The organism is uncultured Lutibacter sp., from assembly GCF_947495725.1.
Classification (GTDB): domain Bacteria; phylum Bacteroidota; class Bacteroidia; order Flavobacteriales; family Flavobacteriaceae; genus Lutibacter.
Genome location: NZ_CANLZZ010000003.1, coordinates 242,561 through 268,091, shown reverse-complemented (window position 1 = coordinate 268,091; position 25,531 = coordinate 242,561). Strand labels below are relative to the sequence as shown.

The following is a 25,531-nucleotide window of genomic DNA, read 5'->3' as shown; positions in this document are numbered from 1 at the left end:
TTGCTTTTGTTTTTTATTGAAATTTATATTTCGAAATTATTGTCTTTATTTTGGACTTTAAATTTTCACCACTATCATAAATCATTTGTTCATTTGTTGGAAACTTAATAAATGTATTTCCAACGTATGCTTTTTGTTGTTTTGATAAAGCTCTTTTATCGCCAATATATGTTGCGTAAATATTTTCAAAAACAAATTCACTAGTTAAAGGAAATGATTTTAACAATTGATTTGTATTTAGATTGTAATATTTTACTTGTCCAATAACCTGAGTTGACTTTGTTTGGTAAACCTCATTAATTTTACATTTTACACGCTTGTAAATATCAATTTTTATTTTTTTCCCAATACTGTCTTTTAATATTTCACCATCAGAATTTTTTTTGTATTCCCAGCCATCTTTTACTTTTTTTTCCAAAAGAGATTCTTTTTCTTTTATACTTTCAGGTGAAATATTTAATTCTCTTAACAAAATTTCTAACTGGTAGTTATAATTTATATTTCCTTGACGATTATTATGATAAACTGTCCAGAAATTATTTAATTTATAAGTGTCAAAATCTAATAAATCTTTTTCTAATCTCATCGGAATAACTTTTCGAGATTTATTTAACATAGTTACATAAACAAAATCAGTTCCTTTAAAATGCGCTTCGTCCATTAGTTTTGCAACATCCATATATTCAGGATTTAGATCATTTAAATAATTTAAATCTTCAAAAGCATTTCTAAAATCGAATTTATTTTTTGAGTTTTCTAGAACACTTTTAGCTTTTGTATATAGGTAATTAGCTAAGTCATTTTTAGCGTTTAAAATATCATTATTATAGTTGCGAATTCTAAATTGAGCTTCTTTTCCAGTACTAATATTATATAAAGGAAGTAAAGGAATAATTTGTTGTTGTCTATTTTCTAAATTAACAAACATATTATATACACCTTCTAAGTTGGCTGGGTTTCCATCCTTTTTTAGAAAATCAATTTTATTCAAATCCCTTTCAGTAACCTTTTTAAAAGCTGTTTCTAGCATTTTAATGTATGGTTGGTTACTTTTTTTTGTCTTATTAGTTCTTAAATTTTTAAGTGCAATATTAATGGCCTCATCATAATTTCCAAAGTTAATTGCTTCTTGTGTTTTTTTTACGCTGCTACAACTAAAAATTATAGCTATAGCAAATAAAAATAAAGGTAATTTTAGTTTCATAATACAAGAATTTTTGGGTTGTTTAATGTGGTTTTCAATTTTGATGCCAAAACTATATAAAAAAAGCTCTAAAATTTAATTTAGAGCTTTTTTAATTATTTTATTAAAGGTTATTTTTTCTTTTTTGAAGGAACTATTTTACCGGTACATTTACCAAAACCTATTCTGGTTGTATCGTTTTTACAATAGCCTCTTAAAATAATATTATCGCCATTATTTAAATAGGTGCGTTCTGAGTTATCTTTTAACTTTATAGGTTGCTCACCGTTCCAAGTTAATTCAAATAAAGAACCAACACTTTTATTACTTTCTCCAGATATTGTTCCACTACCAAACAAGTCTGCTGCACGTACATTACAACCATTTATTGTTTGATGTGCAAGTTGCTGTGTCATAGTCCAATAAATATTTTTGAAGTTAGATTCACTAATTAAATTTAAATCGCCATTTTCGGTTTCTAAATACGTGTTTAAATTAATATCAAAACTATTTGCAGTGTTTTTTGGTTTAAGATATGGAAGTAATTTTTCCTGTTTAGGACTTTCACATCTCCAAGGTTCTAAGGCATCTAAAGTTACTATCCATGGTGAAATAGTTGAAGCAAAACTTTTACTTAAAAAAGGTCCTAAAGGCTTAGACTCCCATTGTTGAACATCTCTAGAACTCCAATCGTTTAATAATACCATTCCAAAAATATACTCTTCAGCTTCATCAACTGGAATTGGTTCTCCAAAATGATTAGCTGCTGTTGTTACAAAAGCTGTTTCAACCTCCATATCTAATTTTTCAGAAGGTCCAAAGACAGGTGTAGTTCCGTCTTTAGAAAGAGTTTGTCCATAAGGTCTTTTAATTGGCGTTCCTGAAACCACAACAGAAGAAGCTCTTTGATTTAAACCAAGTGGCATATGTAACCAGTTATTTTGTAAGGGACCATTTTTTAAATTGTAAATTTCTGCAACGTTTTGAGCATGATATTTACTCGAATAAAAATCGGTAAAATCTCCAACATCAATTGGTAATAACATTTCAACTTCATTTACATCAAAAATAATTGCTTCTCTATGTTTTGGGTTATCTCTTAATGTTTTGTTCTCAGCATCAAATACATCCGCAATTCTATTTCTTACCAATCTCCAAGTTTTTCTACCATCTGCAATAAAATCATTTAAAGAATCTTGCATAAAAATATCATCGGTTAATGGAATACCATTAAAATAACCTAATTGATGAAATGCACCTAAGTCAATTGCATATTCACCAATTCGAGTTCCTATTGTAATAATATCATCTTTAGTAATAAAAACCCCAAATGGTATATTTTGAATTGGAAAATCACAACCATTAACTACATTTAGCCACGATTTTCTGTCCGGATTATTAGCTGTTATTTTCATATTTCAAACTTATTAAGTATTGTTAACATTTTTCTAATCAAATATAGAAGTTATTTACTAAATCCAAAATGAAATTACTATTTTTGCACATAATTTAACTTTTAAAATAGGTAACTACTAATGCAACGTGATCAAATTATCTTTGATTTAATTCAAGACGAGAAAAAAAGACAAACAAGTGGATTAGAACTTATAGCTTCTGAAAACTTTGTAAGTGAACAAGTTATGGAAGCTCAAGGTTCAATATTAACAAATAAATATGCTGAAGGATATCCAAATAAACGTTATTATGGGGGTTGTGAAGTTGTTGATATTATAGAGCAAATTGCTATTGATAGAGCTAAAGAATTATTTGGAGCTGAATATGTAAATGTACAACCTCATTCTGGTTCACAAGCAAATACAGCTGTCTACGCGGCTTGTTTAAAACCTGGAGATACAATTTTAGGGTTTGATTTATCTCATGGAGGACATTTAACACATGGTTCTCCTGTAAATTTTTCGGGAAAATTATATAATCCTGTTTTTTACGGAGTAGATAAAGCAACGGGTAGAATTGACTATTCTCACTTAGAAAAACAAGCTAAAGAGCATAAGCCAAAGTTAATTATAGCTGGTGCCTCTGCTTATTCTAGAGATATGGATTTTGCTAAATTTAGAGAAATTGCAGACGAAGTAGGAGCAATTCTAATGGCCGATATTTCTCATCCTGCAGGTTTGATTGCTAAAGGTATTTTAAACGATCCTATTCCTCATTGCCATATTGTAACTACTACAACTCATAAAACATTACGTGGACCACGTGGTGGAATGATTATGATTGGTAAAGATTTTGAAAATCCATTTGGTTTAAAGTTAAAAAGCGGAAAGTTGAAAATGATGTCAACATTAATTAATTCGGCAGTATTTCCTGGAAATCAAGGTGGACCATTAGAGCATGTTATTGCTGCTAAAGCTGTTGCCTTTGGTGAAGCTTTAACTGATAATTTTTTACATTATCAAATTCAAGTTAAAAAGAATGCCTCTGCTATGGCTGAAGCATTTGTAAGTAAAGGATATGAAATTATTTCGGGAGGAACAGATAATCATTGTATGTTAATTGATTTACGAAATAAAGATATTAGTGGTAAAGATGCTGAAAATGCATTGGTGAAAGCTGATATTACTGTAAACAAAAATATGGTTCCATTTGATGACAAATCTCCATTTGTAACATCTGGGATTAGAATTGGTTCTGCAGCTGTTACAACTCGTGGTTTAAAAGAAAACGATATGGCTACTATTGTTAATTTAATTGATGAAGTAATTATGAATAGTGAAAATGAAGAAATTATAGAAACTGTAGCAGAAAAAGTAAATGAGTTAATGTCTGATAGAGCATTATTTAATTGGTAAAATCAATTTTAAATAAAATTTAAAAGTCTCGCTAATTAGCGAGACTTTTTTTTAACCTAATTTTAACTTCACTAAGTAAGTTTAGTTACAATTTTATGGCTGTTGATGTTATAACTTTAGGTGTTAAATATTAATATAAAAAAAAGAGATAATGGAAACAGAACAAGAAATTATTGCAATGCCAAGAATAGGAGATAAGGCTCCTGAATTCAAGGCTGTTACTACACAAGGAAATATACATTTTCCTAATGATTATAAAGGGGATTGGGTAATATTATTTAGCCATCCTGCAGATTTTACACCAGTTTGTACTTCTGAATTTATAACTTTTGCTTCTTTAGAAGAAAAATTTTTAAAAGCAAACTGTAAGTTAGTTGGTTTATCAATAGACGGCTTGTATAGTCATATTGCCTGGTTACGTTCAATTAAAGAAAAAATTGAATATAAAGGAATGAAAAATGTAGAAGTAAAATTTCCTTTAATTGAAGATATTACTATGAGTGTTGCCAAAAAATATGGTATGCTTCAACCTAATGAAAGTTCAACAAAAGCTGTAAGAGCAGTATTTTTTGTTGATCCAAAAGGAATTATTAGAGCTATTATTTATTACCCACTTAGTTTAGGACGTAATTTTGATGAATTGTATAGAGTTGTAGTTGCATTACAAGCTGCAGATAAATTTGAAGTAGCAACACCAGCTGATTGGAATCCTGGTGACGATGTAATTATTGGACCTGCAGGTTCTTGCGGTACTGCAGAAAACAGAATGCAAGGTAAAGAAGATATGGAGTGTAAAGATTGGTATTTTTGTACTAGAAAATTAGATAAAGATACTGTATTAAAAAAAGTACTTAAAAAGTAATTAATGAAAATAAAAAAAGCCTGCAATTTAGCAGGCTTTTTTTATTAATTTTCATCTTCCAATGCTCTTTCAAGTAGTTTATCATTAAAATTTTTGATTCCTTTAGCTCCTAATTTTTTAATAGTTTCAACTTTTTTAATCAAATTACCTGTACCAGTTAATTTTTTCATTGAAACATCATATGATCCTTGCACTGTTTTTAATTGGTTTCCAACCTTAATTAAATCGTTAGTTAAATTTACAAACTGATCATATAAACGCCCTGCTTGTAAAGCAATTTCAATGGCGTTTTTTTGTTGTTTTTCATTATTCCACATACTATCAATAGTACGTAAAGTTGCAAGTAAGGTAGTTGGTGTTACAATAACAATATTTTTTTCGAAAGCCTTGTTATACAGTTGATTATCCGAATTAAGTGCTATTGCAAAAGCAGGTTCAATAGGAATAAATAACAATACAAAATCAGGGGATTCAATTTGATATAATTCTTGATAATTTTTTTCGCTCAATTGTTCAATATGACGCTTTAGTGATGCTACATGCTCTTTTAAATAAACATCTTTATCATTGTCTTCTTCGGCATTCACATAACGTTCGTAAGCTGTTAAGGTAACTTTAGAGTCGATAATCATTTTTTTATTATCTGGTAAATGAATTACAACATCGGGTAAAACACGTTTTCCAGCTGCGGTTGTAAAACTTTGTTGTACAAAATACTCTCTGTCCTTCTCTAAGCCCGATTTTTCTAATACACGTTCTAATACTAATTCTCCCCAATTTCCTTGAATTTTACTATCACCTTTTAATGCTTTGGTTAAATTCACTGTTTCTTTACTCATTTGTAAATTTAAATCTTTAAGTCCGCTTAACTGTTCCTTAAGGGCTGAGTGCATTCCAATACTTTCCTTCTGTGTTTCTTCAACTTTTTTCTCAAAAGTTTGAATTTTTTCTTGAAGAGGATTTAAAATTGTTTTTAAATTTTCTTTGTTTTGTTCGGTAAACTTCGAAGATTTTTCTTCTAATATTTTGTTGGCTAAAATTTCAAAATCTTTTGTGAATTTTTCTTGAAGTTTTTCAACTTCTGCTTTATTTTCTTCTAGCTTTTCTTTTAAATTATTAAACTCAGAGTTTTTTTGAGCAAGTGCAATATCTAAGTCATGCTTTTCATTTGCTAATAAAGACATTCTATTGTTTAACTCTTTAATATCATTTGCTTTAGCATCTTTATTCTGAAGTAAAAGTTTATTAGTTGTATCTAATTCAGAGACCCTTTTTTCATAGGTGTTTTTAGTTATAAGTTTACCAATTATAAAGCCAATTACCATAAAAATAATGGCAATAACTACAAAGATTATTATGTTGTTCATGTTAATTAAATTAGCATATAAAATTAATGTTTTTATATTTGCCTCCCCAATACTTCTAACAATTTCAGTATTGAGTTATCAACAATGAAACAAATTACCCTTTTTATTTTTAATAAAATATTTGGCTGGAAAATAGTTGGTGAGTGCCCTAAGGACATAAAAAAATATGTTATTATAGGTGCGCCCCATACTCATTGGCAAGATTTTTTATTGGGTTTGGCTGTAAAATTAATTCAAGAAGTTCCTGCTAATTATATTGGAAAAGCATCACTTTTTAAGCCTCCATTTGGTTTTATTTTTAGAAAATTAGGTGGGGCACCAATTGATAGAAGTAAAAGCCAAAACAAAGTGGAAGCTATTGTGAATATTTTTAATAGCAAACAAAATTTTATTTTAGCTTTGTCTCCAGAGGGAACAAGAAAACGAGTTGATACTTGGAAAACAGGGTTTTACCATATTGCAAAAGGGGCTAACGTACCTATTGTAATGATGACATTTGATTTTGGAAACAAACAAGTTAAAATCTCAGAACCGTATTATTTAACCGAAGATATGGAAAAAGACAAGAATTATATTTTTGATTTTTACAGAGGCGTAAAAGGGAAAATACCTGAATTTTTTAATTTGTAAAAAAAAGGCACTAAATTATTTAGCACCTTTAAATAAGTATATTTTTGATTTTACCCTTTATAAAAAGGCAATCTAACTACCTTTGCTTTAATAGTTTTTTTACGTATTTGAATATAAATTTCTGAATCTTTTTTAGAAAATTCTGTTGATACATATCCCAAACCAATAGCTTTTTTAAGTGAAGGACTCATAGTTCCTGAAGTTACTTCTCCAATTTTAATACCATTAGCATCAACAATTGTATAATGCTGACGAGGAATTCCTTTATCTATCATTTCAAAAGCAATTAATTTTTTCGAAACACCTTTTTCTTTTTGCTTTTTTAAGGCTTCAGAATTTGTGAAATTCTTTGTGAATTTAGTAATCCAACCCAATCCTGCTTCAATAGGCGATGTACTGTCGTTTATATCATTTCCGTATAAGCAATATCCCATTTCTAAACGTAAAGTATCGCGTGCAGCTAAACCAATTGGTTTAATTCCAAAGTCTTTACCTGCTTCAAAAACTTTATTCCAAATTTGTTCAACTTCACTGTTTTTACAGTAAATTTCAAATCCGCCAGAACCAGTATAACCAGTTGCTGAAATTATTACGTGTTCAACTCCTGCAAAATCGTTCACTTTAAAAGTGTAAAATTTAATAGCAGATAAATCTTCAGAAGTTAAGCTTTGCATAGCTTCAACAGCTTTTGGCCCTTGAATTGCTAATAGAGAATATCCTTCTGAAAGATTCTTCATTTCGGCTTTCATACTATTGTTTTCCGAAATCCAATTCCAGTCTTTTTCAATATTAGAAGCATTTACCACCAACAAATAGGTGTTTTCTTTAATTCGATAAACAATTAAATCATCAACAATTCCACCAATTTTGTTAGGCAGACAGCTATATTGTGCATCTCCAATTTCAAGTTTACTTGCATCATTAGAAGTTACTTTTTGAATCAATTCTAAAGCGTTCTCTCCTTCAATTAAAAATTCGCCCATATGAGATACATCAAAAACACCAACTCCGTTTCTTACGGTTTCGTGTTCTGCGTTTACACCTTCGTATTGTACAGGCATATTATAACCCGCAAAAGGCACCATTTTTGCTCCTAAATTTTCATGAATATGTGATAATGCTGTATTTTTCATTGTAATTGTATTTTTCGACTGCTAAAATAGTAATATTTAAAAGATATAAATTATATTAAGTTATATTTCCTTATCTATTACATACTATTATAGAATTAAAAAGACATGTAAAAGCAATGTTTAAAATATACAAAGGAACTTTTTTTAATTTTTCTATATTTGAATAAAATAGTTTTAATTATTATTAATGAACAAATTTCAATTTATTGTTTTCGTTTTTCTAGGTGTTTTAATGAAATTAAATGCTCAAAACCCATATTTACCAGAAGATTATTTAAGTAATAATTTTCATAAAGAAAGGAGAGAAGCTTTACGTAAATTAATGCCTAAAAATAGTGTTGCTATTATTTTTGCAAACCCTATTCGAAATAGGTCAAATGATGTTGATTATTTATATCATCAAGATCCTAATTTTTATTATTTAACAGGCTTTAAAGAACCACATTCTTTGGTTTTAATTTTTAAGGAAGAACAAAAACTTAATAATAAATCATTTAATGAATTATTGTTTGTTCAAGAAAAGAATGAATACTTAGAAATGTGGTATGGTAAACGCCTAGGAATTAATGGAGCTAAAGATAAATTAGGTTATAAAGATGTTTTTAATGGAACAACCTTTTTAAATATAGCAATAGATTTTTCGAAATACAGTACAATTTTATTTCAAAACCTGCACAATGATGTTAGAAATACAAGGGAAGAAGCCGATTTATATAATTTAATTGCATCATTTGAAAAAAAGTTAAAAAATGTTGACGAGCGAAAAATCAATAAAAAATCCTTACCATATTTTATGGCTTCACTTAGAGAAATTAAAACAAAAGATGAACTTGTTTTACTAAAAAAGGCTATTGAAATTTCGGCAATTGGACAAATTGAAATTATGAAAGCAATGCACCCAAAAATGTCAGAATTAGAAGTACAAGGTGTTCATGAGTTTGTCTACAAAAAATATGGAGCTGAATATGAGGGTTATCCATCAATAGTTGGTGCAGGAGGAAATGGCTGTATTTTACATTATATTGAAAATAACAAAGTTGAAGTTGAAGATGGGAAATTAGTTTTAATGGATTTAGGAGCCGAATATCACGGTTATACGGGAGATGTAACAAGAACAATACCAGCAAATGGTATTTTTTCAACAGAGCAAAAACAAATTTACGATTTAGTATATAAGGCGCAAGAAGCAGCTATTAAAGCTGCTAAAGTTGGATCATCATTTACAAAACCAAATAAAGTTTCAAAAGATATTATAAATAAGGGCTTAGTTGAATTGGGAATTATTGATAGTGAAAATGATTACCATAATTATTATCCTCATATGGCATCGCATCACTTAGGATTAGATGTGCATGATGCTTCAAATTTTGGAAAATTAAAAGAAAATATGGTTATTACGGTTGAGCCAGGAATATATATTCCAAAAGGAAGTAATTGTGATGAAAAATGGTGGGATATTGCGGTAAGAATTGAAGATGATATATTAATAACAGACAAAGGACCTATAAATTTATCATCCAAAGCTCCAAGAACTTCAGAAGCGATTGAACTTTTAATGAAAGAGGCTAGCGTTTTAGACAGTTTTGTTTTACCAAAATTAGAATAATCATCTTATTTTTTTAATTTGTATTGAAATTTCATTTCAACAGGTTCTTTACCATTATTTTTAAAAACAACATACATTGTTAATTTGTCTTTACTAACTTTCTCAAAAGTGAGTCCGTCAAAATAAGCTTTATTTGTTTCTAATTTCACTAATGGAAATTCAACTGAATTTTCTTTTTCTTCCCATCCTTTTAAATCGTTGTTAAAATGTTTAATTCTTAAAATTAGGCTTTTATTTTCTTGTGATATTGTACAAAATTCATAAAATTTCACTTTTTCATCAATTACTAATTTAAATGAACCCATCATGGAATCTCCAAGAGGAGTGGTCCATACTTCTTCAACATGGCCTCCTAAAGCATCGCCAACCCAATAACCAGCTATCCAAGAGACATCGTTAATTGAGGCATTTGGTGAGTTTTTATCATTTAATTGTAAGGTGTTTTGAGAGATCATATTGGAAGAAACTACCAGAAACAAAATAGCTAGATAAATTTTCATAATTTTAAATTTATCTAGCTAAACTACTAATTTTTTTATAAAAATATTAAAGAATAGCTTCTTTACCTCTTGTTTTAGTTCTAATTCTAATGGCTTCAGCAACATCATAAATAAAGATTTTACCATCACCTGTTTCTCCATCTGATGCATTGTCTAAAATAACATCGATACATTTTTCCATGTTATTATCACTAACAACGCACATAATTAATACCCTAGATTGAAGAATCATAGATTGTTCTGTTCCTCTATAATGTTCCGAATATGTTTTTTGTAAGCCTGTACCTTTTACGGGAGCCACTGTTATACATGGAATTCCTGCCTCTTTTAACCCTTTTTGTACATCCTTTAATTTTGAGGGTCTTATTATTGCTTCAATTTTTTTCATTTTTAATGTCTATTTAATTAATAGTTATTCGAAAGTTGTGTAAGCTTCAACTCCAAATGATACAGCATCAATACCTGCTTTTTCTTCTGCTTTAGTGATTCTAATACCTATAGTTTTCTTCATAATAAACATAAGTAAATAAGTTGTTGTGAAAGAAAAAATAGCAATTACACTTACTCCAATAAATTGAGTGATAAAAAGACTTGAACCTCCACCAAAAAATAAGCCGTTTTCAGTTGCAAATAAACCTACAGCAATGGTGCCAAAAAAACCATTAACTCCGTGCACAGCAATTGCTCCAACAGGATCATCAATCCTAATTCTATCAATTACTTCAACAGCAATGTCTACTAAAACTCCTGCTATAGCACCAATAATTATAGCAGAATTAGAGTCTATTACATTACAACCTGCAGTAACAGCTACTAAACCAGCAAGTACACCATTTATTGCCATTGTTACATCAATTTGACCATATCGAAAATAAGTGTAAATCATTGTTGAAATTCCTCCAGCGGCAGATGCTAAAAAAGTATTTGTAGCAATGGTTCCAATAAGTTCCCAATTGCCAACTGCACCTAATGTAGAACCTGGATTAAATCCAAACCATCCAAACCATAAAATAAATCCTCCAACAGCGGCTAAAGGTAAATTATGTCCAGGAATTGAGTTTATTTCGCCCGATTTTCCATATTTTCCCAAACGTGGCCCTAATACAATTGCACTTGCCAAAGCAGCAAAACCACCCATAGCATGTACTGCCCCTGAACCAGCAAAATCATTAAAACCTTTAACTGCTAACCATCCGTTTGGATTCCAAACCCAATTTGCTGCTAATGGATATAAAATAGCACAGAATACAAAAACATAAATAGCATAAGACCATACTTTCATACGCTCAGCTAATGCTCCTGAAACAATGGAAATCGCAGCTATTGCAAACCCAAGTTGAATAAACCAAAACAGTTTATTAGAGACTGTTAATCCTAATCCTAAGTCACTTTCGGTAATCCCTATATCAAAAGCAATCCATCCGTTTGAGTTTCCGTATGCAATTCCAAAACCCACTAAATAAAAAGCAATACCTCCAAAAGCAATATCCATCATTACTTTTGCAATTATACTCATTGCGTTTTTTGCTCGTACAAATCCTGCCTCAAGAAGTGCAAAACCACCCTCCATTAAAAAAATAATTGCTGCGCAAATCGATACCCAAACGGTATCAATAGCACAAATAAGCTCTGTTTGTTCCAGAGCCGTAGTGGTCACTTCAGTCATAATTGTTAGTTTAGTTTAGTTGATTTTTGATTTAAGAATTTAAAAGATATTCTTTTAATTGTTTATATGTTGAAATTTCTTTTGCAACCTTTTCTTTATTTATTACATCTAATATTTGTTGAGGATATTCTATAGTTTCGCGTAAAACTGGTTCAACAACATCTAAAAATTTTACAGGATGTGCGGTTTCTAAAAATATTCCTTGAGCGTTATTGTTTTCGAAATATTTTTTTAATCCCAAATAACCTACCGCTCCATGAGGATCAGCTACGTAACCAGAAATAGATTTAATTTCTTTCATAGCAGATTTAGTTTCAGCATCTGTAAATGAATAGGAAGAAAGGTTTTCTTTTAACTTATCATCATTTTTATATATTTCTTGAATTCTAATAAAGTTACTTGGATCACCAACATCCATTGCGTTTGAAATGGTTTGCTTAGATGGTTTTGGTATATAAACTCCAGTTTCTAAATAATTAGGAACAATATCGTTGATATTTGTTGAAGCAATAAATTGCTTAATTGGTAAGCCTAATTGTTGTGCCATAATTCCGGCGCAAATATTCCCAAAGTTTCCACTAGGAACTGAAAAAACTAAGTCTTTCTTTTTGTTTTTCAATTGTTTATAAGCAAAAAAGAAATAAAACATTTGTGGTAACCAGCGGGCAACATTAATAGAATTTGCCGAAGTTAGATTTCTCTTCGAAGTAATTTCTTCATCCAAAAATGCTTTCTTAACCATTGCTTGGCAATCATCAAATGTTCCGTGAACTTCTAATGCTTTTATATTTTGGCCTAATGTAGTTAATTGTTTTTCTTGAACATCACTAACCTTACCACTTGGATATAGTATAACAACATCTACACCATCTACACCTAAAAAACCACTAGCAACTGCACCACCGGTATCTCCCGAGGTAGCAACCAAAACAGTTACTTTTGAAGCTGTTTTATCTCTATTAAAATAACCGAAGCAGCGTGCCATAAAGCGAGCTCCAACATCTTTAAAAGCCATTGTAGGTCCATGAAATAATTCTAAAGTTGAAATATCTTCAGTAATTGAAACAACAGGGAAATCAAAACAAAGAGTTTCTTCTATAATTTGCTTTAATTCTTTTTCAGGAATTTCATCAGCAACAAATTGTTTTATAACTTCATAAGCAATTTCTACATTTGAAAAATATTCTATATGATCAAAAAAATCCTTTTCTAAAGGTTTAATACTTTCAGGAAAATACAATCCTTTATCTGGTGCTAATCCTTTAACCACAGCATCTTGAAATGATACAATTGGGGCTTTTTTATTTAAACTATAAAAGTTCATAATTTTTTATTCTAATATTTTTATTCCTTGTTTGTTTACTTTTGAGACGTGAACGTCATAATCAATACCAACTTTAGTGTATACAGCTTTCATAGCTTCACCAACTTTTAAAGCAGTTTCTTTTCCTTTACTTAATGCAAAAATAGATGGGCCCGAACCTGAAATACCACAACCTAAAGCTCCAGCTTTTAAAGAATTTTTTTTAACAGAATCAAATGCTGGAATTAGTATTGAACGAATTGGTTCTATAATATAATCTTGAAGCGATCTTCCAATTAAATCGTAATCTTCAGTATATAAACCACTAATTAATCCTCCTACATTTCCCCATTGCTTTATAGCATCTTTTAGTTGAACTGTAGTTTTTAAAATTTCACGAGCGTCAGAGGTTTTTACTTCTATTTGTGGGTGTATAACGGTTGCGTATAATTCATTTGGTGTGTTAACACTTATAATATCTAAAGGCTCATAACTTCTAACCAATGTAAATCCACCTAAAAGGGCTGGAGCTACATTATCGGCATGAGCAACACCCGTTGCTAAACGTTCACCTTCCATAGCAAAACGAACTAAATCTAAAGGTTTAAATGGTTTACCTAGCAACTCATTAATGGCCCAAACTGCACCCGCAGAACTCGCAGCACTGCTTCCAATTCCACTTCCGGGTTTAATTTGTTTATTAATTTCTATTTCAAAACCAAAATCACTGTTAGTTTCAGCTAATAATGCTAATGCAGCAACTCCAGCAACATTTTTATGTGTTTCAAGTGGTAAATCTTGACCAATAATTTTTGTTATTGTAACTCCTTTTTTTGCTACTTTTTTAATAGTCATTTCATCACCAACATTATCCAATGCCAAACCTAGTACGTCAAAACCACAAGAAACATTAGCAATTGTTGCAGGAACAAATATTTTTAACTGATCCATAGTTTAGTTGTTTCCTATTCTTATAATATCTGCAAATAGGCCAGAGGCTGTTACATCAGCACCAGCACCAGCACCTTTAATAATTAATGGTTGCACAGGATATCTTTCCGTAAAGAACAATACAATATTATCACTTCCATCTAAATTATAGAATGGGTGATCTGAAGGAATTTCTTGTAAGCCTACATTTGCAGCTCCATTATCAAATTCTGCAACAAATTTTAATCTACAGTTATTTGATTCTGCGCTTTGTTGTATTTTATTAAAATGCTCAGCCTCTGTTTTTAAAGTTTCTAAAAAGTCAGGAACAGAATCCGCATCTAACGAGGCTTGTGGTAAAAATGAATTATTTTTAATGTCGTCTAATTCTAATCTTGTTCCACTTTCACGAGCCAATATTAAGATTTTTCTCATTACATCAACACCACTTAAATCAATACGAGGATCTGGCTCAGTATAGCCCTGAACACCCGCTTCATCAACAACATCGGCAAAAGAAGTTTCGCTGTTAAAATTGTTAAAAACAAAATTTAAACTTCCGGACAAAACAGCTTGTATTTTAGTTACTTTATCACCTGAAGCAATTAAGTTTTTTAAAGTGTCTATTATTGGTAATCCAGCACCTACATTAGTTTCAAATAAGAAAGGAGCATTATATTCTCTTGCTAACTGTTTTAAATTTAAATAGTTAGTGTAATTAGATGAACAAGCAATTTTATTACAAGTAACAACAGCAACACTTTCTTTTAAATAACTGGCGTATAATTTAGAAACACTTTCATTAGCAGTATTGTCTACAAAAATGCTATTTCTATAATTTAAATCTGTTACTTTTTTATGAAACAAATTCATATCCAAATCTTGTCCTTTTGGTAATTGAGTGCTCCAGCTTTCTAAATCAATTCCATCTTCATTAAACAACATTTTTTTAGAGTTTGTTAATGCGATAACTCTAACTTGTAATTTTAGGTTGTCTAATAAATATTGTTGTTGTTGTTTAATTTGTTGTAATAATTTTCCTCCAACATTTCCAACACCAACAACAAATAAATTTAATTGTTTGGTTTGATTTTCAAAGAATTCAGAATGGAGTGTGTTTAATGCTTTTTTAATGTCTTTATGCGAAATTACCGCAGAAATATTTTTTTCTGAAGCTCCTTGAGCTATAGCTCTAATGTTTACATTGTTTTTACCTAATGTACTAAACATTTTACCGCTAATACCTTGGTGACTTTTCATATTATCACCAACTAATGCAATAATAGCATTATCTTTTTCAACAATTAACGGGTCTATTTTATTTTGTTCAATTTCATAACTGAATTCTTGGTTTACTGCATATTCGGCTTTTTCACCATCGTTATTGCTAATAGCAAAACATATAGAATGCTCTGATGAAGCTTGTGTTATTAATGATACATTTATTTTATTTGAAGCCAAACAACCAAATAAACGTTTAGAAATACCAGGTATACCAACCATTCCGCTTCCTTCTAATGTAACTAATGCCATATTTTCAATATGACTTATTCCTTTAATAGGATTTGTATTTGATGAAACTTTTGTAATTAAAGTTCCTTCAGCCTTAGCGTCGAAAGTATTTTTAATACAAATTGGAATTTCTTTTTTTAACACCGGTTGAATTGTTGGAGGATATAAAACCTTAGCCCCAAAGTGCGATAATTCCATTGCTTCTTGATATGAAATGCTTTTGATAGGGAAGGCCTGACGTACAAATTTTGGGTTTGCAGTGTACATTCCACTTACATCTGTCCAGATTTCTAATATAGATGCGTCAACAGCTGAAGCTATAATTGCGGCAGTATAATCTGATCCGCCTCGACCTAAAGTTGAAACTTCTCCATTTTCAGTTTTTGAAACAAAACCTGGTAACATTACAATTTTAGACTTATTATGTTTAAAATAACTAGTAATGTTATTGTTTGTTTTATTAAAAATTACAGCAGCGTTTGAAAAATTTCCATCGGTAACAATTAATTCTTGCGAATTTTTTAAAACTGCATCTAAGCCATTACTTTTCATAGCTTCAGCAATAATATATGATGAAAATAATTCACCAAAACTAACAATTTTATCAGAAGTTTTTGATGAAAGTTCATTAATTAAGAAAACACCTTCCAATGTGTTTTCTAATTTATTCAACATCAATTTAATTTGACCTAAAACACTACTTTGGTTGTTTACTGGAATTAATTCTCTAACTACTTCAATATGTCTAGATTCAATAGTTTTAAAACTATTTTTATAATCTTCATTTCCTTCACATGCAAGTTTACCCGATTCTAACAACAAATCCGTTACACCTCCAAGTGCAGATACAACAACTGCTACATTGTTTTTAAAAGAACTTTCTTTAACTATACTTATTACTTTATTTATGTTTTCCGAAGATGCTACTGATGAACCTCCAAATTTTAATACTTTCATTTGTATTAATTTATATGTTTAATTTATTTTATTTTTGTTTTCAATATTCAAAGTTTCATTTCTTAATGAAAATGAATATATATACGGCTTATATGAATAGAATAGAACCCCTAAAGGGTAATTGTAGTAGTTGTTGCAATAGTAAAGTTGCGCATAGTAATTGCGTTTGTATTTAACTTATATCTTTTTTCTATTTGCATAGTTCAAAAGTAGGTAATTTTTTAAAACTACAATAATTTGAAATTAATTTTACAAAAAAAATAATTTACAACTACTTTATCTACATTTTAACCGTTATTTTAAAGAACTTATTATGAATAATAAAAAACTCCGTGCAATGCAACGGAGTTTTTTATAGTATTATAAATCTAAGATTACCTGATTTCTCATTAAATCTTCAAAATTTTCTCGCTTACGGATTAAATAATCTTCACCATTATACAACATAACTTCAGCTGGACGAAAACGTGAATTATAATTTGAAGCCATTGAAAAACTATAAGCACCTGCATTATGTATTCTTAGGATATCATTTTCAGAAATTTCACTAATGCTTCTATTTGAACCAAACGTGTCATTTTCGCAAATATAACCTACAATATCATATATTTTCTCCTCTCCATCTGGATTAGAAATATTTGTTATATGATGATACGAATCATACATCATTGGTCTAATTAAATGGTTTAATCCACTATCTACTCCAATAAATAATATATTTGGTGTTGGTTTAACAACATTTACTTTTACTAATAAACTTCCAGCTTCACTAACTAAAAATTTACCTGGTTCAAAAATCATAGTTAAATCTCTACCATACTCCTTACAAAAATTGTTAAAACGGTTGCTTAAAGTAACTCCCATTTCTTCGATGTTAGTTTCAATATCACCATCTTTATATGGAACTTTAAATCCACTTCCAAAATCTACAAATTCAATGGTATCAAATTCTTTAACCGTATTTAGTAATATTTCTGTAGCATTTAAAAAGGCTTCAATATTATAAATATCTGAACCTGTGTGCATGTGAATACCGTTAATTACTAAGCCCGTTTTTTTAAGAATTGATTTAATTCCATCTATTTGATGAATAGAGATTCCAAACTTTGAATCGATATGACCCACAGAAATTTTATGATTTCCACCCGCCATTACGTGAGGGTTAATTCTTAAGCAAACAGGTATATGTGCATATTTATTTCCAAATTTTTCTAAAATAGATAAACTATCTAAAGTGATTTGAACACCTAAAATAGTAGCTTCTTCCATTTCTTCAAATGAAATTCCACTGGGAGTAAAGAAAATATCTTTAACATTAAAACCGGCTTCAATCGCTAGTTTTACTTCTTGAATAGAAACACAATCAACGCCCGAATTTAATTTATTTAAAACCTTTAAAATATTAATATTCGAATTTGCCTTAACAGCATAGTTTATTTTTAAATTTTCTACACTAGAAAATGCATTTGCCATTCGGTGATATTGCGACACAATTCTGTCGGCATCGTAAACATATAACGGATTTCCATATTTCTCCGCAAGTGCTATTAATTGTTGATTGTTCATTCACTGATTTTTTTGTTGCGCCAAAAGTAAAATGTTTTAAATATTTTCAAAACTTATTTTATAATAATAACAATATTTAACATTCTGTTAAAAAAGAAAAACTCTCACCATTTGTATATTGGAGAGAGTTTTAAAATGGATATTCAAAAACAATTATTTTGTTCTTTCAGCAGTAATTGCAGCAATTTTAACTATAACGTCAGTTGCTAATTGAATTGATTCGGCAGGAACATATTCGTAACGACCGTGAAAGTTGTGCCCACCTGCAAAAATATTTGGACATGGCAACCCTTTATAAGATAATTGAGATCCGTCAGTTCCACCGCGAATTGCTTTAATTAATGGCTTTATATTTAATTGCTTCATAGCTTCTTCGGCAATATCAACAATATGCATTACAGGCTCAATTTTTTCGCGCATATTAAAATACTGATCTTTAATTTCAACTTCAATAAGGTTACTACCTAAATTTTTATTTAAATCATCCGCTACTTTTTGAAATTGAACTTTTCGTTTTTCGAACAAGCTTAAATCGTGATCTCTTATAATATATTCTAAGGTTGTTTTTTCAACTTCACCATTCATAGTGTGTAAATGGAAAAAACCTTCATAGCCTTCTGTATGCTCTGGAACTTCATTTGCAGGTAAACCTTTTATAAAATCCGAAGCAATTGTCATTGAATTAATCATTTTTCCTTTGGCGTAACCTGGATGTACAATTTTCCCGTTAATGGTTACTTTTGCTCCAGCAGCATTAAAGTTTTCGTATTCTAATTCTCCAACCTGACTTCCATCCATTGTATAAGCCCATTCTGCACCAAATTTTTCAACATCAAACATATGAGCTCCTTTACCAACTTCCTCATCAGGAGTAAAACCAACTCGTATTTTACCATGTTTAATTTCAGGATTGTTAATTAAATACTCCATTGCAGAAACAATTTCTGTAATTCCTGCTTTATCATCAGCACCTAAAAGTGTTGTACCGTCAGTGGTAATTAAGGTTTGCCCTTTATAAAGCAATAAATCTTCGAAATAACTTGGAGATAGTACTATGTTTTCTTCTTTGTTTAATAAAATATCTTCTCCATTATAATTTGGATGAAATTGTGGTTTTACATTAGTACCAGTATAATCGGGACTTGTATCCATATGTGCAATAAAACCAATTGTTGGTACTTCATAATCAACATTTGAAGGTAAAGTTGCCATTATATAACAATTGTCATCTAATGTTACATCTTCCATTCCAATATCTTCTAATTCTTTAACTAATATTTTAGCTAAATTCCATTGTTTTTCAGTACTAGGAAAATCTGGATTATTTGGGTCAGATTGTGTATCTACGGTAATATACTTTACAAAGCGATCTATAATTTTTTGCATTATGTTAAATTTTTTATCAAAAGTACGTTTTCAATTAAGGATTTGCAATGTGATTTTCTTAAATTATTGTAAAAAATCAATATTATCAAATAAACTAATGGATTCACAAATTCGTTCATCAATGTTTTTTTCTCCATAAATTTGAGAATAACAGGTAATGTATGCTGTATTTGAAACCTTAATTATTAAATTAAGTTGATGATAGGTAAACCCTTTTTTTGTGCCGTTACTTAAATACCAAAATGAAGGTTTATTTTTAAAAGTGGTTTTTCCAGATTTTAATTTTGTTAATTTCGAACTTGTAATTGTAGAATCAATACTTTTTATAAAAGGTTCATTTAAGTTTATAGAACCATAATTGTAAGCTACATCTATTATATAACTTTTACTTAATTGCTTGGTAGTGTCTGCGGCAAATAATTCGGATTGATTTTGGTCGTAGTAAAGGTTTGTTTTCCAATTAGAAGGGATTTTAATTGTGAAGTTTTTATTAAAATCGGAATTGGTAGTTAATTCATTAAAATTAGCCGAACCACAATTAAATGTTTTGTTTAACTGCGACTTATTATTGCAGCCAATAAGCATAACAACAGTAATAAGTATAATTAGGTGTTTCTTCATAAAACAAATGTAATTATTTCACATTTATAAATAGAACATAATTTCTATGGTGTTGATATAAAGTTTAATAATTGTTTTATGTAATATTTAAGACATGTAACGGTAACTATTGTTACCACTTTTGTTGAATTAAGGAATGAAATTTGAGCATATTTTGAAAAAAAATATTAATCATGAAAATTTTTAAAATTAGTTTAATCCTAGTTACAATAGTATTAATTAGTTGTTCAAATAATTCGAATGACAATGGGATAAATGAGTTTGAATTAGATTCTAAAATTGAATTAACTGAAAACGAAATTTCGGACTTGTTATTTTTACGGGAAGAAGAAAAATTAGCAAGAGATGTTTATTTGCATGCATATGATGTATATAAACAAATAATATTTAAAAATATAGCCAATAGTGAACAGTCGCATATGGATAATGTTTTGGTTTTGTTAGATTTATATGGTATTAATGATCCGGTTATACAAGAAACTGGGAAATTTACAAATAAACAACTTCAAAAAGTATATAACGATTTAATTAAACAATCTAATATTTCTTTAGTTGAGGCTTTAAAAGTTGGAAGTACAATTGAAGATATGGATATTTATGATATTTCTCAAAATGAAGAACGAACTTTAAAATCAGAAATTTTAGCAGTATACAGTTTATTAAAATGTGGATCTAGAAACCATTTAAGAAACTTTTACAAACAAGTGGTTCAACAATCGGGCTACTATACGGCTAATTATATCTCAAATCAAGAATTTGAGGAAATAATCTCAACTTCGAATGAATTTTGTGGCACCAATTAAAATAAAATTATGAAACTATTTAAATTATTAAGTCTACTTGTTATTTTATCTATTGTTAGTTGTAATACTAATAAAAAGAATAAACAACTCACTCAATTGTCTAATGAAGAGCATTTAGAAAATGAAGGACTAAAGTTATTAAAACAACATTGCTATGCTTGTCATTCCGTTATTTCACCATCGCATGATGCAATAATTGCACCGCCTATGGTTGCTGTTAAAAGACGTTATAAAATGTCCTATAAAAACGAGTCGGATTTTGTAAACGCTTTTACAAATTGGATACTAGACCCTAAAGAAGAAAAGGCATTAATGAGAGGAGCTGTAATGAATTTTAACGTAATGCCAAAACAACCTTTTGAAAAAAATGATATTGTTAAAATTGCAACTTATGTTTATAATAATGAATTAGAAAAGCCACAATGGTTTGATAAACATTTTACAGAAGAACATCCTAACGGAATGGGAAATGGTTTGGGTAAGGGTAGAGGTAGAATAAGAAATTCGAATTAAATACATAAAAGAAGGATAAATTTCTTCTTTTAATATTGTAATTTTAATCAATTAATAATCACTAATAATAAGGTTAATAATCAAAATATCATTAAAACTGGAGTAAGGTTTTAAACAATTATGTTGAGTTATTAACAATTTTAAAAATGTTATATTAAAAATTTTTCTTTTTTTTCTTCTTGTAATTATACCATCGGATAAAGAGTAAATGTAGTTTTGAAAGCAATTAAAAACGTATCTAAAAAGCTGTATATCATAATATTAGAGTAATTATATCTTCTATGTATTTGAACTAAGAACTTATAGAATTTTATTGTTGTAATTTTAATAAGAACCATCGTATGTGGTTTTTTATATGAGTTTTCAACAATTTTATTTGCATAATTTAATAATTGTATATACATTTGTTGTCTATACAATAGTAGTATAGAAATTAGTTGTCCCCCCGAAGTTGAATAAAGATGATAAAAAGGAAGCGTTAAACGTACCTGATTATACAATTGCAAATATATTGCATGCAGGTAACTGGATGAATGAAAAGTTCTCTGATCATTTAAAACAGTTCGCTATATCTATTCAACAATTTCAAGTGTTACGTTCTTTAAAAAAAATGAATGGATTACCAGCTGACCTCCAAAGCTTACAGGCTGAAATGGTTAGTAAAAATAGTAATACCACAAGATTAGTTGAAAAGCTTAGATTGAAAGGATTAATTACCCGATTTCAAAATGAAGAGAATAGGAGGAAGGTTGAAATTAGAATAACAGAGGAAGGTTTAAATCTGTTAGATGAAATTGAAGTAATTCATACTGATTTTGAAAATGATATTGTAAGTAATTTAACATTAACTGAATTAGAAACATTAAATAAATTATTAATAAAAATTAGAAATAAATAATCAACCCCAAGTAATTGCCAATAACTAATTGGTGTTTTTCACCCCTTAAACATCAATTAGTTAGGTAATAAATTAAAAATAATATTATGAAAAATTAACAAACATTTAGAGGTGGATTCACTGTAGTCACATACTTCAAAAAGCAACCCGAAAATGCTTTTATAAGTTAGATGGTTAGTAAGAACTTTGTTTCTGCCTCTTTTTTAAGAAAAAAACATAAATCAACCCCATAACAATTTAAACCCCAAACCCCAAAACAATGATTATAGAATTATTAATACTATTCGTAATTATTATTCTCTCTGCTATTTTCTATAGCAATTCACTTAATAATAATAAAACTAAACAAGTTTTATTTAAGTGTATGGATGCCACATTTTATACTAGTTTATCTATTTTTTTAATGGCTAAACAAGTGCAAAATTATGGTATTTCAAAAGCAGCCGCATCAAATTTATCTCCATTATTTTGTTCCCACAACGGTAGTTTGGTACGATAAATTTGCGGCTGTATTTTTTTGAAAGTAATAAGTTAATTCGTTTTGTAAAAACCCCGCAATTATGAAAACTACATTGATTAAATTAACCCTATGTCTTTTTATAACAACAGTTTTAATATCTTGTTCTAAGGATGATGTTGAAATTTACGAAGAATCATTTATAGAAACAAAAGTGTCCTATTCTCCAATTGAAAATGAGATTCTTAATATTATTAACGAATTTAGAAGGACTAACGGTATAAAAACGTTGGAAAAATTAAATATAATTTCAAGTGTAGCTGAAACACACTCGAGTTATATGGTAAAGGTCGGAGAGGCAAATCATGATAATTTTCCAGAAAGGCATGAAAAACTTGTACATAATGCAAATGCTAAAACTGTAGGTGAAAATGTTGCCTATGGTTTCAATTCTGCGGAAAGTGTTGTTAACGCTTGGCTCAATAGTGAGCATCATAAAAAAATAATTGTTAATCCTGATTATACACATTTTGGAATTTCTACAAAAACGGATAATGAAGGAAGAAATTATTTTACCCATATTTATATAAAACAATAATATAAAACCCTTAGTTATGTTAGTTAAAGAGAAAATTGTAGAAAAAACAAGAAGCAATAATTCAGAAACTATGTATATAAATACATTAGTGCCAAATTTTACATTTTTAAATAATCAAAAAGAAAAAATAACAAGTTTTAGAACTTGTATAGCCATATAAATTTGAGATTTTGTCGTCCCTAAAATTAAAACAGTTGTAATATTCAAGTGTCGTCCCCACAACGGTAGTATCGTAAGATATCAATATTTACAACTGTTTTATTATAATTAATAAGTTCAAATTAAAACAGTCGCAAAAATCTTGTAAAAACTGTCGTCCCCACGAAAATTTCTTTGTAACAAGTATTACGACTGTAAATTTTTAAATATTATTGTAAGAAATAAAATTTAAAAATTTTCATATTCTTGAACTAAATAGGTGAAGTAAAATTATAATTTAACATTAATAATTCCAACTAATTTTACACTTTATTTAAAAATAGCTTATTTTATATGCTTATTCCTTACTAAAGAGCCAAAAATCCGTAGAAACTTAAGTATATTATGTCAAAAGTATATTTACATAACCTTATTGTTGAAGAAAAGTCAATAGATTATTTAAATCATGTAAATAATGTTGCATATTTAGAATGGGCGCAGCTTATTGCTGAAAAACATTGGACAAAAATTTCCACAAAAGATTTTAAAGATAACTTTGTTTGGGTTGTTGTTAGGCATGAGGTGGATTATTATTCTTCAGCATTACTTGGTGATAAACTAACAATTAAAACTTGGATTGGAGAGTTAAATGGTTTAAAATCTGTAAGATATGTTACAATAAATAGAGCTGATAAATTATTATGTTCTGTTAAAACGTATTGGTGTTTATTAAATAAAAAAACAATGAAACCTACAAAAATTCCGAAAGATATTCTCGAAATTTTAAATAAATATAAACCTAATTGATTTTATTTTTTTCCTCAATCCATTTAGACATATATTTTGTACTTTTTAAAGTATGATGCGATAACATACAGCCAATAAAATTCATTTTTCTATGAAGTTTTAAATTATTTTCAATTACTTTAATTTTTGTTAAAAGTTTTGTTTCAAACTTTTTCTTTGAATAACATTTATTAATAATTTTAACACCATTATTTTGAAATTCCTCCCAAATTTTAGAAGAAGAATATAATTCCACAGCTTTTAAAGAAAATGTTTCATTATCGTTACAAATAAAACCATTCCAATTTAAATTTCCATGCATACTTTCTGCACCAATACTTGTGGTTACATTTGGTGTGCCAAATTCCATAGAATTAATTAATTTACCTTTTAATCCTGCGCCAAATTCAAGTGGAGCAAGACAAACACGTGAATGTTTAAAAACATTTTCAATATCTTTAGCCCATCCTTTTACTATAAATCCTTCAGAATTATTATTTAATTGAAAAACTTTTTCTGTACAATAAGCTCCATAAATATGCAATTCGCTATTTGGTAATTTTTCTTTAATAATAGGCCAAATATGGTGTTTTAAATTTAACACTGCATTCCAATTTGGCTTATGTTTAAAGTTGCCAATTGAAACGAAATTTTTCCTATCAGTAAATGTAGGATAGGATCTTAATTTTTCTAATTTCAATGATTCCAACAAAAAAGGAATATAAATTAATAAAGACTTATTTATATTAAAAAATTTGGTTAATAAGGTTTTCTCGTATTTAGAAATAATTAAGGTTAAATCACACCTATAAATACTGGCAATTTCCCTTATTGTAATGTCATTATGTAAATATTCTAAAAAATCTGTTTTGTTATCTTTTAAGGCTAGTTCTCTAGATTTTCTTAAAAAATGGAGATCTTCAGTATCTAATATTCTAATGGTTTCTGGACAAACTTCAGAAACTCTCCAGCCAAATTGTTCTTCGGTTAAAAACCGATCAAATAACACATAATTTGGTTGTAGGTTTTTAATAAATTTATCAAAAGAACTACAGTTTAGTGCAATTTCTTTGCATTCAATATTTAAACTTTCTAAATTAAAAGAGTTTGTTGTTTTAGCTGCTGAACATGCAAAGGTAATATTGAAATTATTTTTTTGAAATAATTCAATTAATTGTAACATTCTTGTTCCTGCAGCAGTTGAACTTGGCTCGGGCCAAACAAAACCTATTATTAATAATTTTTTCATTTGAAAATTAAAAGTAGAAGTTCTAAATTGAAAATGCATACTAAGATTGCGTAAAAA

General features: G+C 28.9%; 25 protein-coding genes. 11 read left to right on the top strand and 14 right to left on the bottom strand.

Annotated elements, in window-relative coordinates; genetic code table 11:
• Positions 1-13: 13 nt before the first annotated feature.
• Together Q0776_RS08160 and fahA are read right to left on the bottom strand one after the other, a co-directional pair.
• On the bottom strand, positions 14-1,204 hold the full coding sequence (locus Q0776_RS08160; RefSeq protein WP_298366916.1) for a hypothetical protein: 1,191 nt from the start codon (positions 1,202-1,204) through the stop codon (positions 14-16).
• Positions 1,205-1,314: 110 nt separating this feature from the next.
• Positions 1,315-2,598, bottom strand: a complete 1,284-nt coding sequence (fahA, locus tag Q0776_RS08155) for a fumarylacetoacetase (protein WP_298366914.1) — start codon at positions 2,596-2,598, stop codon at positions 1,315-1,317.
• Positions 2,599-2,718: 120 nt separating this feature from the next.
• On the opposite strand from fahA, the gene glyA reads away from it, so the two are divergent.
• Entirely contained in the window at positions 2,719-3,993 is a 1,275-nt protein-coding gene (gene glyA, locus Q0776_RS08150) for a serine hydroxymethyltransferase (RefSeq protein WP_298366911.1), read from the top strand.
• Positions 3,994-4,144: 151 nt separating this feature from the next.
• Entirely contained in the window at positions 4,145-4,855 is a 711-nt protein-coding gene (locus tag Q0776_RS08145; protein WP_298366910.1) for a peroxiredoxin, read from the top strand.
• Positions 4,856-4,899: 44 nt separating this feature from the next.
• Here the strand turns inward: Q0776_RS08145 and rmuC are convergent, their stop codons facing one another.
• A complete protein-coding gene (gene rmuC, locus Q0776_RS08140; RefSeq protein ID WP_298366908.1) occupies positions 4,900-6,222 on the bottom strand; it encodes a DNA recombination protein RmuC in 1,323 nt (440 codons plus the stop codon).
• A gap of 84 nt (positions 6,223-6,306) precedes the next feature.
• Here rmuC and Q0776_RS08135 point away from each other — a divergent pair, with 84 nt between their 5' ends.
• Positions 6,307-6,852 (top strand): 1-acyl-sn-glycerol-3-phosphate acyltransferase, encoded by a 546-nt coding sequence (locus Q0776_RS08135; protein WP_298366905.1) that lies wholly within the window; start codon positions 6,307-6,309, stop codon positions 6,850-6,852.
• A 50-nt stretch (positions 6,853-6,902) separates the two neighbouring features.
• On the opposite strand, the gene gcvT is transcribed toward Q0776_RS08135, so the two are convergent.
• Positions 6,903-7,985, bottom strand: a complete 1,083-nt coding sequence (gene gcvT / locus Q0776_RS08130; protein WP_298366901.1) for a glycine cleavage system aminomethyltransferase GcvT — start codon at positions 7,983-7,985, stop codon at positions 6,903-6,905.
• Positions 7,986-8,172: 187 nt separating this feature from the next.
• Between gcvT and Q0776_RS08125 the strand changes: the two genes are divergently transcribed.
• Positions 8,173-9,591 (top strand): aminopeptidase P N-terminal domain-containing protein, encoded by a 1,419-nt coding sequence (locus tag Q0776_RS08125; protein WP_298366899.1) that lies wholly within the window; start codon positions 8,173-8,175, stop codon positions 9,589-9,591.
• 5 nt (positions 9,592-9,596) lie between these two features.
• On the opposite strand, the gene Q0776_RS08120 is transcribed toward Q0776_RS08125, so the two are convergent.
• The 9 genes from Q0776_RS08120 to Q0776_RS08080 all read right to left on the bottom strand — a co-directional run bounded on the left by Q0776_RS08120 (position 9,597) and on the right by Q0776_RS08080 (position 20,032).
• Positions 9,597-10,091: a DUF6265 family protein gene (locus tag Q0776_RS08120; protein ID WP_298366896.1), complete on the bottom strand. Its 495-nt coding sequence runs from the start codon at positions 10,089-10,091 to the stop codon at positions 9,597-9,599.
• 46 nt (positions 10,092-10,137) lie between these two features.
• Positions 10,138-10,479 (bottom strand): P-II family nitrogen regulator, encoded by a 342-nt coding sequence (locus Q0776_RS08115; protein WP_298366894.1) that lies wholly within the window; start codon positions 10,477-10,479, stop codon positions 10,138-10,140.
• Positions 10,480-10,503: 24 nt separating this feature from the next.
• The gene (locus tag Q0776_RS08110) at positions 10,504-11,757 is read right to left on the bottom strand and encodes an ammonium transporter (protein WP_298366891.1); all 1,254 of its coding nucleotides are present in this window, start codon (positions 11,755-11,757) and stop codon (positions 10,504-10,506) included.
• A gap of 31 nt (positions 11,758-11,788) precedes the next feature.
• Complete coding sequence (gene thrC / locus Q0776_RS08105; protein WP_298366890.1) at positions 11,789-13,081, bottom strand: threonine synthase; 1,293 nt, start codon at positions 13,079-13,081, stop codon at positions 11,789-11,791.
• Positions 13,082-13,087: 6 nt separating this feature from the next.
• Positions 13,088-14,011, bottom strand: coding sequence for a homoserine kinase (locus tag Q0776_RS08100; RefSeq protein ID WP_298366888.1), 924 nt, complete (start codon positions 14,009-14,011; stop codon positions 13,088-13,090).
• 3 nt (positions 14,012-14,014) lie between these two features.
• Positions 14,015-16,459 carry a bifunctional aspartate kinase/homoserine dehydrogenase I gene (gene thrA / locus Q0776_RS08095; RefSeq protein WP_298366885.1) on the bottom strand — a complete coding sequence of 815 codons (2,445 nt, stop codon included), beginning with the start codon at positions 16,457-16,459 and terminating at the stop codon, positions 14,015-14,017.
• A gap of 360 nt (positions 16,460-16,819) precedes the next feature.
• A complete protein-coding gene (gene lysA, locus Q0776_RS08090) occupies positions 16,820-18,025 on the bottom strand; it encodes a diaminopimelate decarboxylase (RefSeq protein ID WP_298366882.1) in 1,206 nt (401 codons plus the stop codon).
• 153 nt (positions 18,026-18,178) lie between these two features.
• Positions 18,179-19,411, bottom strand: a complete 1,233-nt coding sequence (pepT, locus tag Q0776_RS08085) for a peptidase T (RefSeq protein WP_298366880.1) — start codon at positions 19,409-19,411, stop codon at positions 18,179-18,181.
• Between the two features lie 63 nt (positions 19,412-19,474).
• Positions 19,475-20,032: a hypothetical protein gene (locus Q0776_RS08080; RefSeq protein WP_298366877.1), complete on the bottom strand. Its 558-nt coding sequence runs from the start codon at positions 20,030-20,032 to the stop codon at positions 19,475-19,477.
• A gap of 173 nt (positions 20,033-20,205) precedes the next feature.
• Here Q0776_RS08080 and Q0776_RS08075 point away from each other — a divergent pair, with 173 nt between their 5' ends.
• The 7 genes from Q0776_RS08075 to Q0776_RS08045 all read left to right on the top strand — a co-directional run bounded on the left by Q0776_RS08075 (position 20,206) and on the right by Q0776_RS08045 (position 24,246).
• Complete coding sequence (locus Q0776_RS08075; protein ID WP_298366875.1) at positions 20,206-20,835, top strand: DUF2202 domain-containing protein; 630 nt, start codon at positions 20,206-20,208, stop codon at positions 20,833-20,835.
• A 9-nt stretch (positions 20,836-20,844) separates the two neighbouring features.
• Positions 20,845-21,348 carry a hypothetical protein gene (locus Q0776_RS08070; RefSeq protein WP_298366855.1) on the top strand — a complete coding sequence of 168 codons (504 nt, stop codon included), beginning with the start codon at positions 20,845-20,847 and terminating at the stop codon, positions 21,346-21,348.
• Between the two features lie 451 nt (positions 21,349-21,799).
• On the top strand, positions 21,800-22,246 hold the full coding sequence (locus tag Q0776_RS08065) for a MarR family winged helix-turn-helix transcriptional regulator (protein WP_298366853.1): 447 nt from the start codon (positions 21,800-21,802) through the stop codon (positions 22,244-22,246).
• 259 nt (positions 22,247-22,505) lie between these two features.
• Positions 22,506-22,745 (top strand): hypothetical protein, encoded by a 240-nt coding sequence (locus Q0776_RS08060; RefSeq protein WP_298366851.1) that lies wholly within the window; start codon positions 22,506-22,508, stop codon positions 22,743-22,745.
• A gap of 61 nt (positions 22,746-22,806) precedes the next feature.
• On the top strand, positions 22,807-23,301 hold the full coding sequence (locus Q0776_RS08055) for a CAP domain-containing protein (RefSeq protein ID WP_298366848.1): 495 nt from the start codon (positions 22,807-22,809) through the stop codon (positions 23,299-23,301).
• Between the two features lie 16 nt (positions 23,302-23,317).
• On the top strand, positions 23,318-23,461 hold the full coding sequence (locus Q0776_RS08050; protein WP_298366845.1) for a hypothetical protein: 144 nt from the start codon (positions 23,318-23,320) through the stop codon (positions 23,459-23,461).
• Between the two features lie 383 nt (positions 23,462-23,844).
• A complete protein-coding gene (locus Q0776_RS08045) occupies positions 23,845-24,246 on the top strand; it encodes a thioesterase family protein (protein WP_298366843.1) in 402 nt (133 codons plus the stop codon).
• On the opposite strand, the gene Q0776_RS08040 is transcribed toward Q0776_RS08045, so the two are convergent.
• Positions 24,239-25,474 carry a glycosyltransferase gene (locus Q0776_RS08040; protein WP_298366841.1) on the bottom strand — a complete coding sequence of 412 codons (1,236 nt, stop codon included), beginning with the start codon at positions 25,472-25,474 and terminating at the stop codon, positions 24,239-24,241. The genes Q0776_RS08045 and Q0776_RS08040 overlap by 8 nt on opposite strands.
• Positions 25,475-25,531 lie beyond the last annotated feature (57 nt).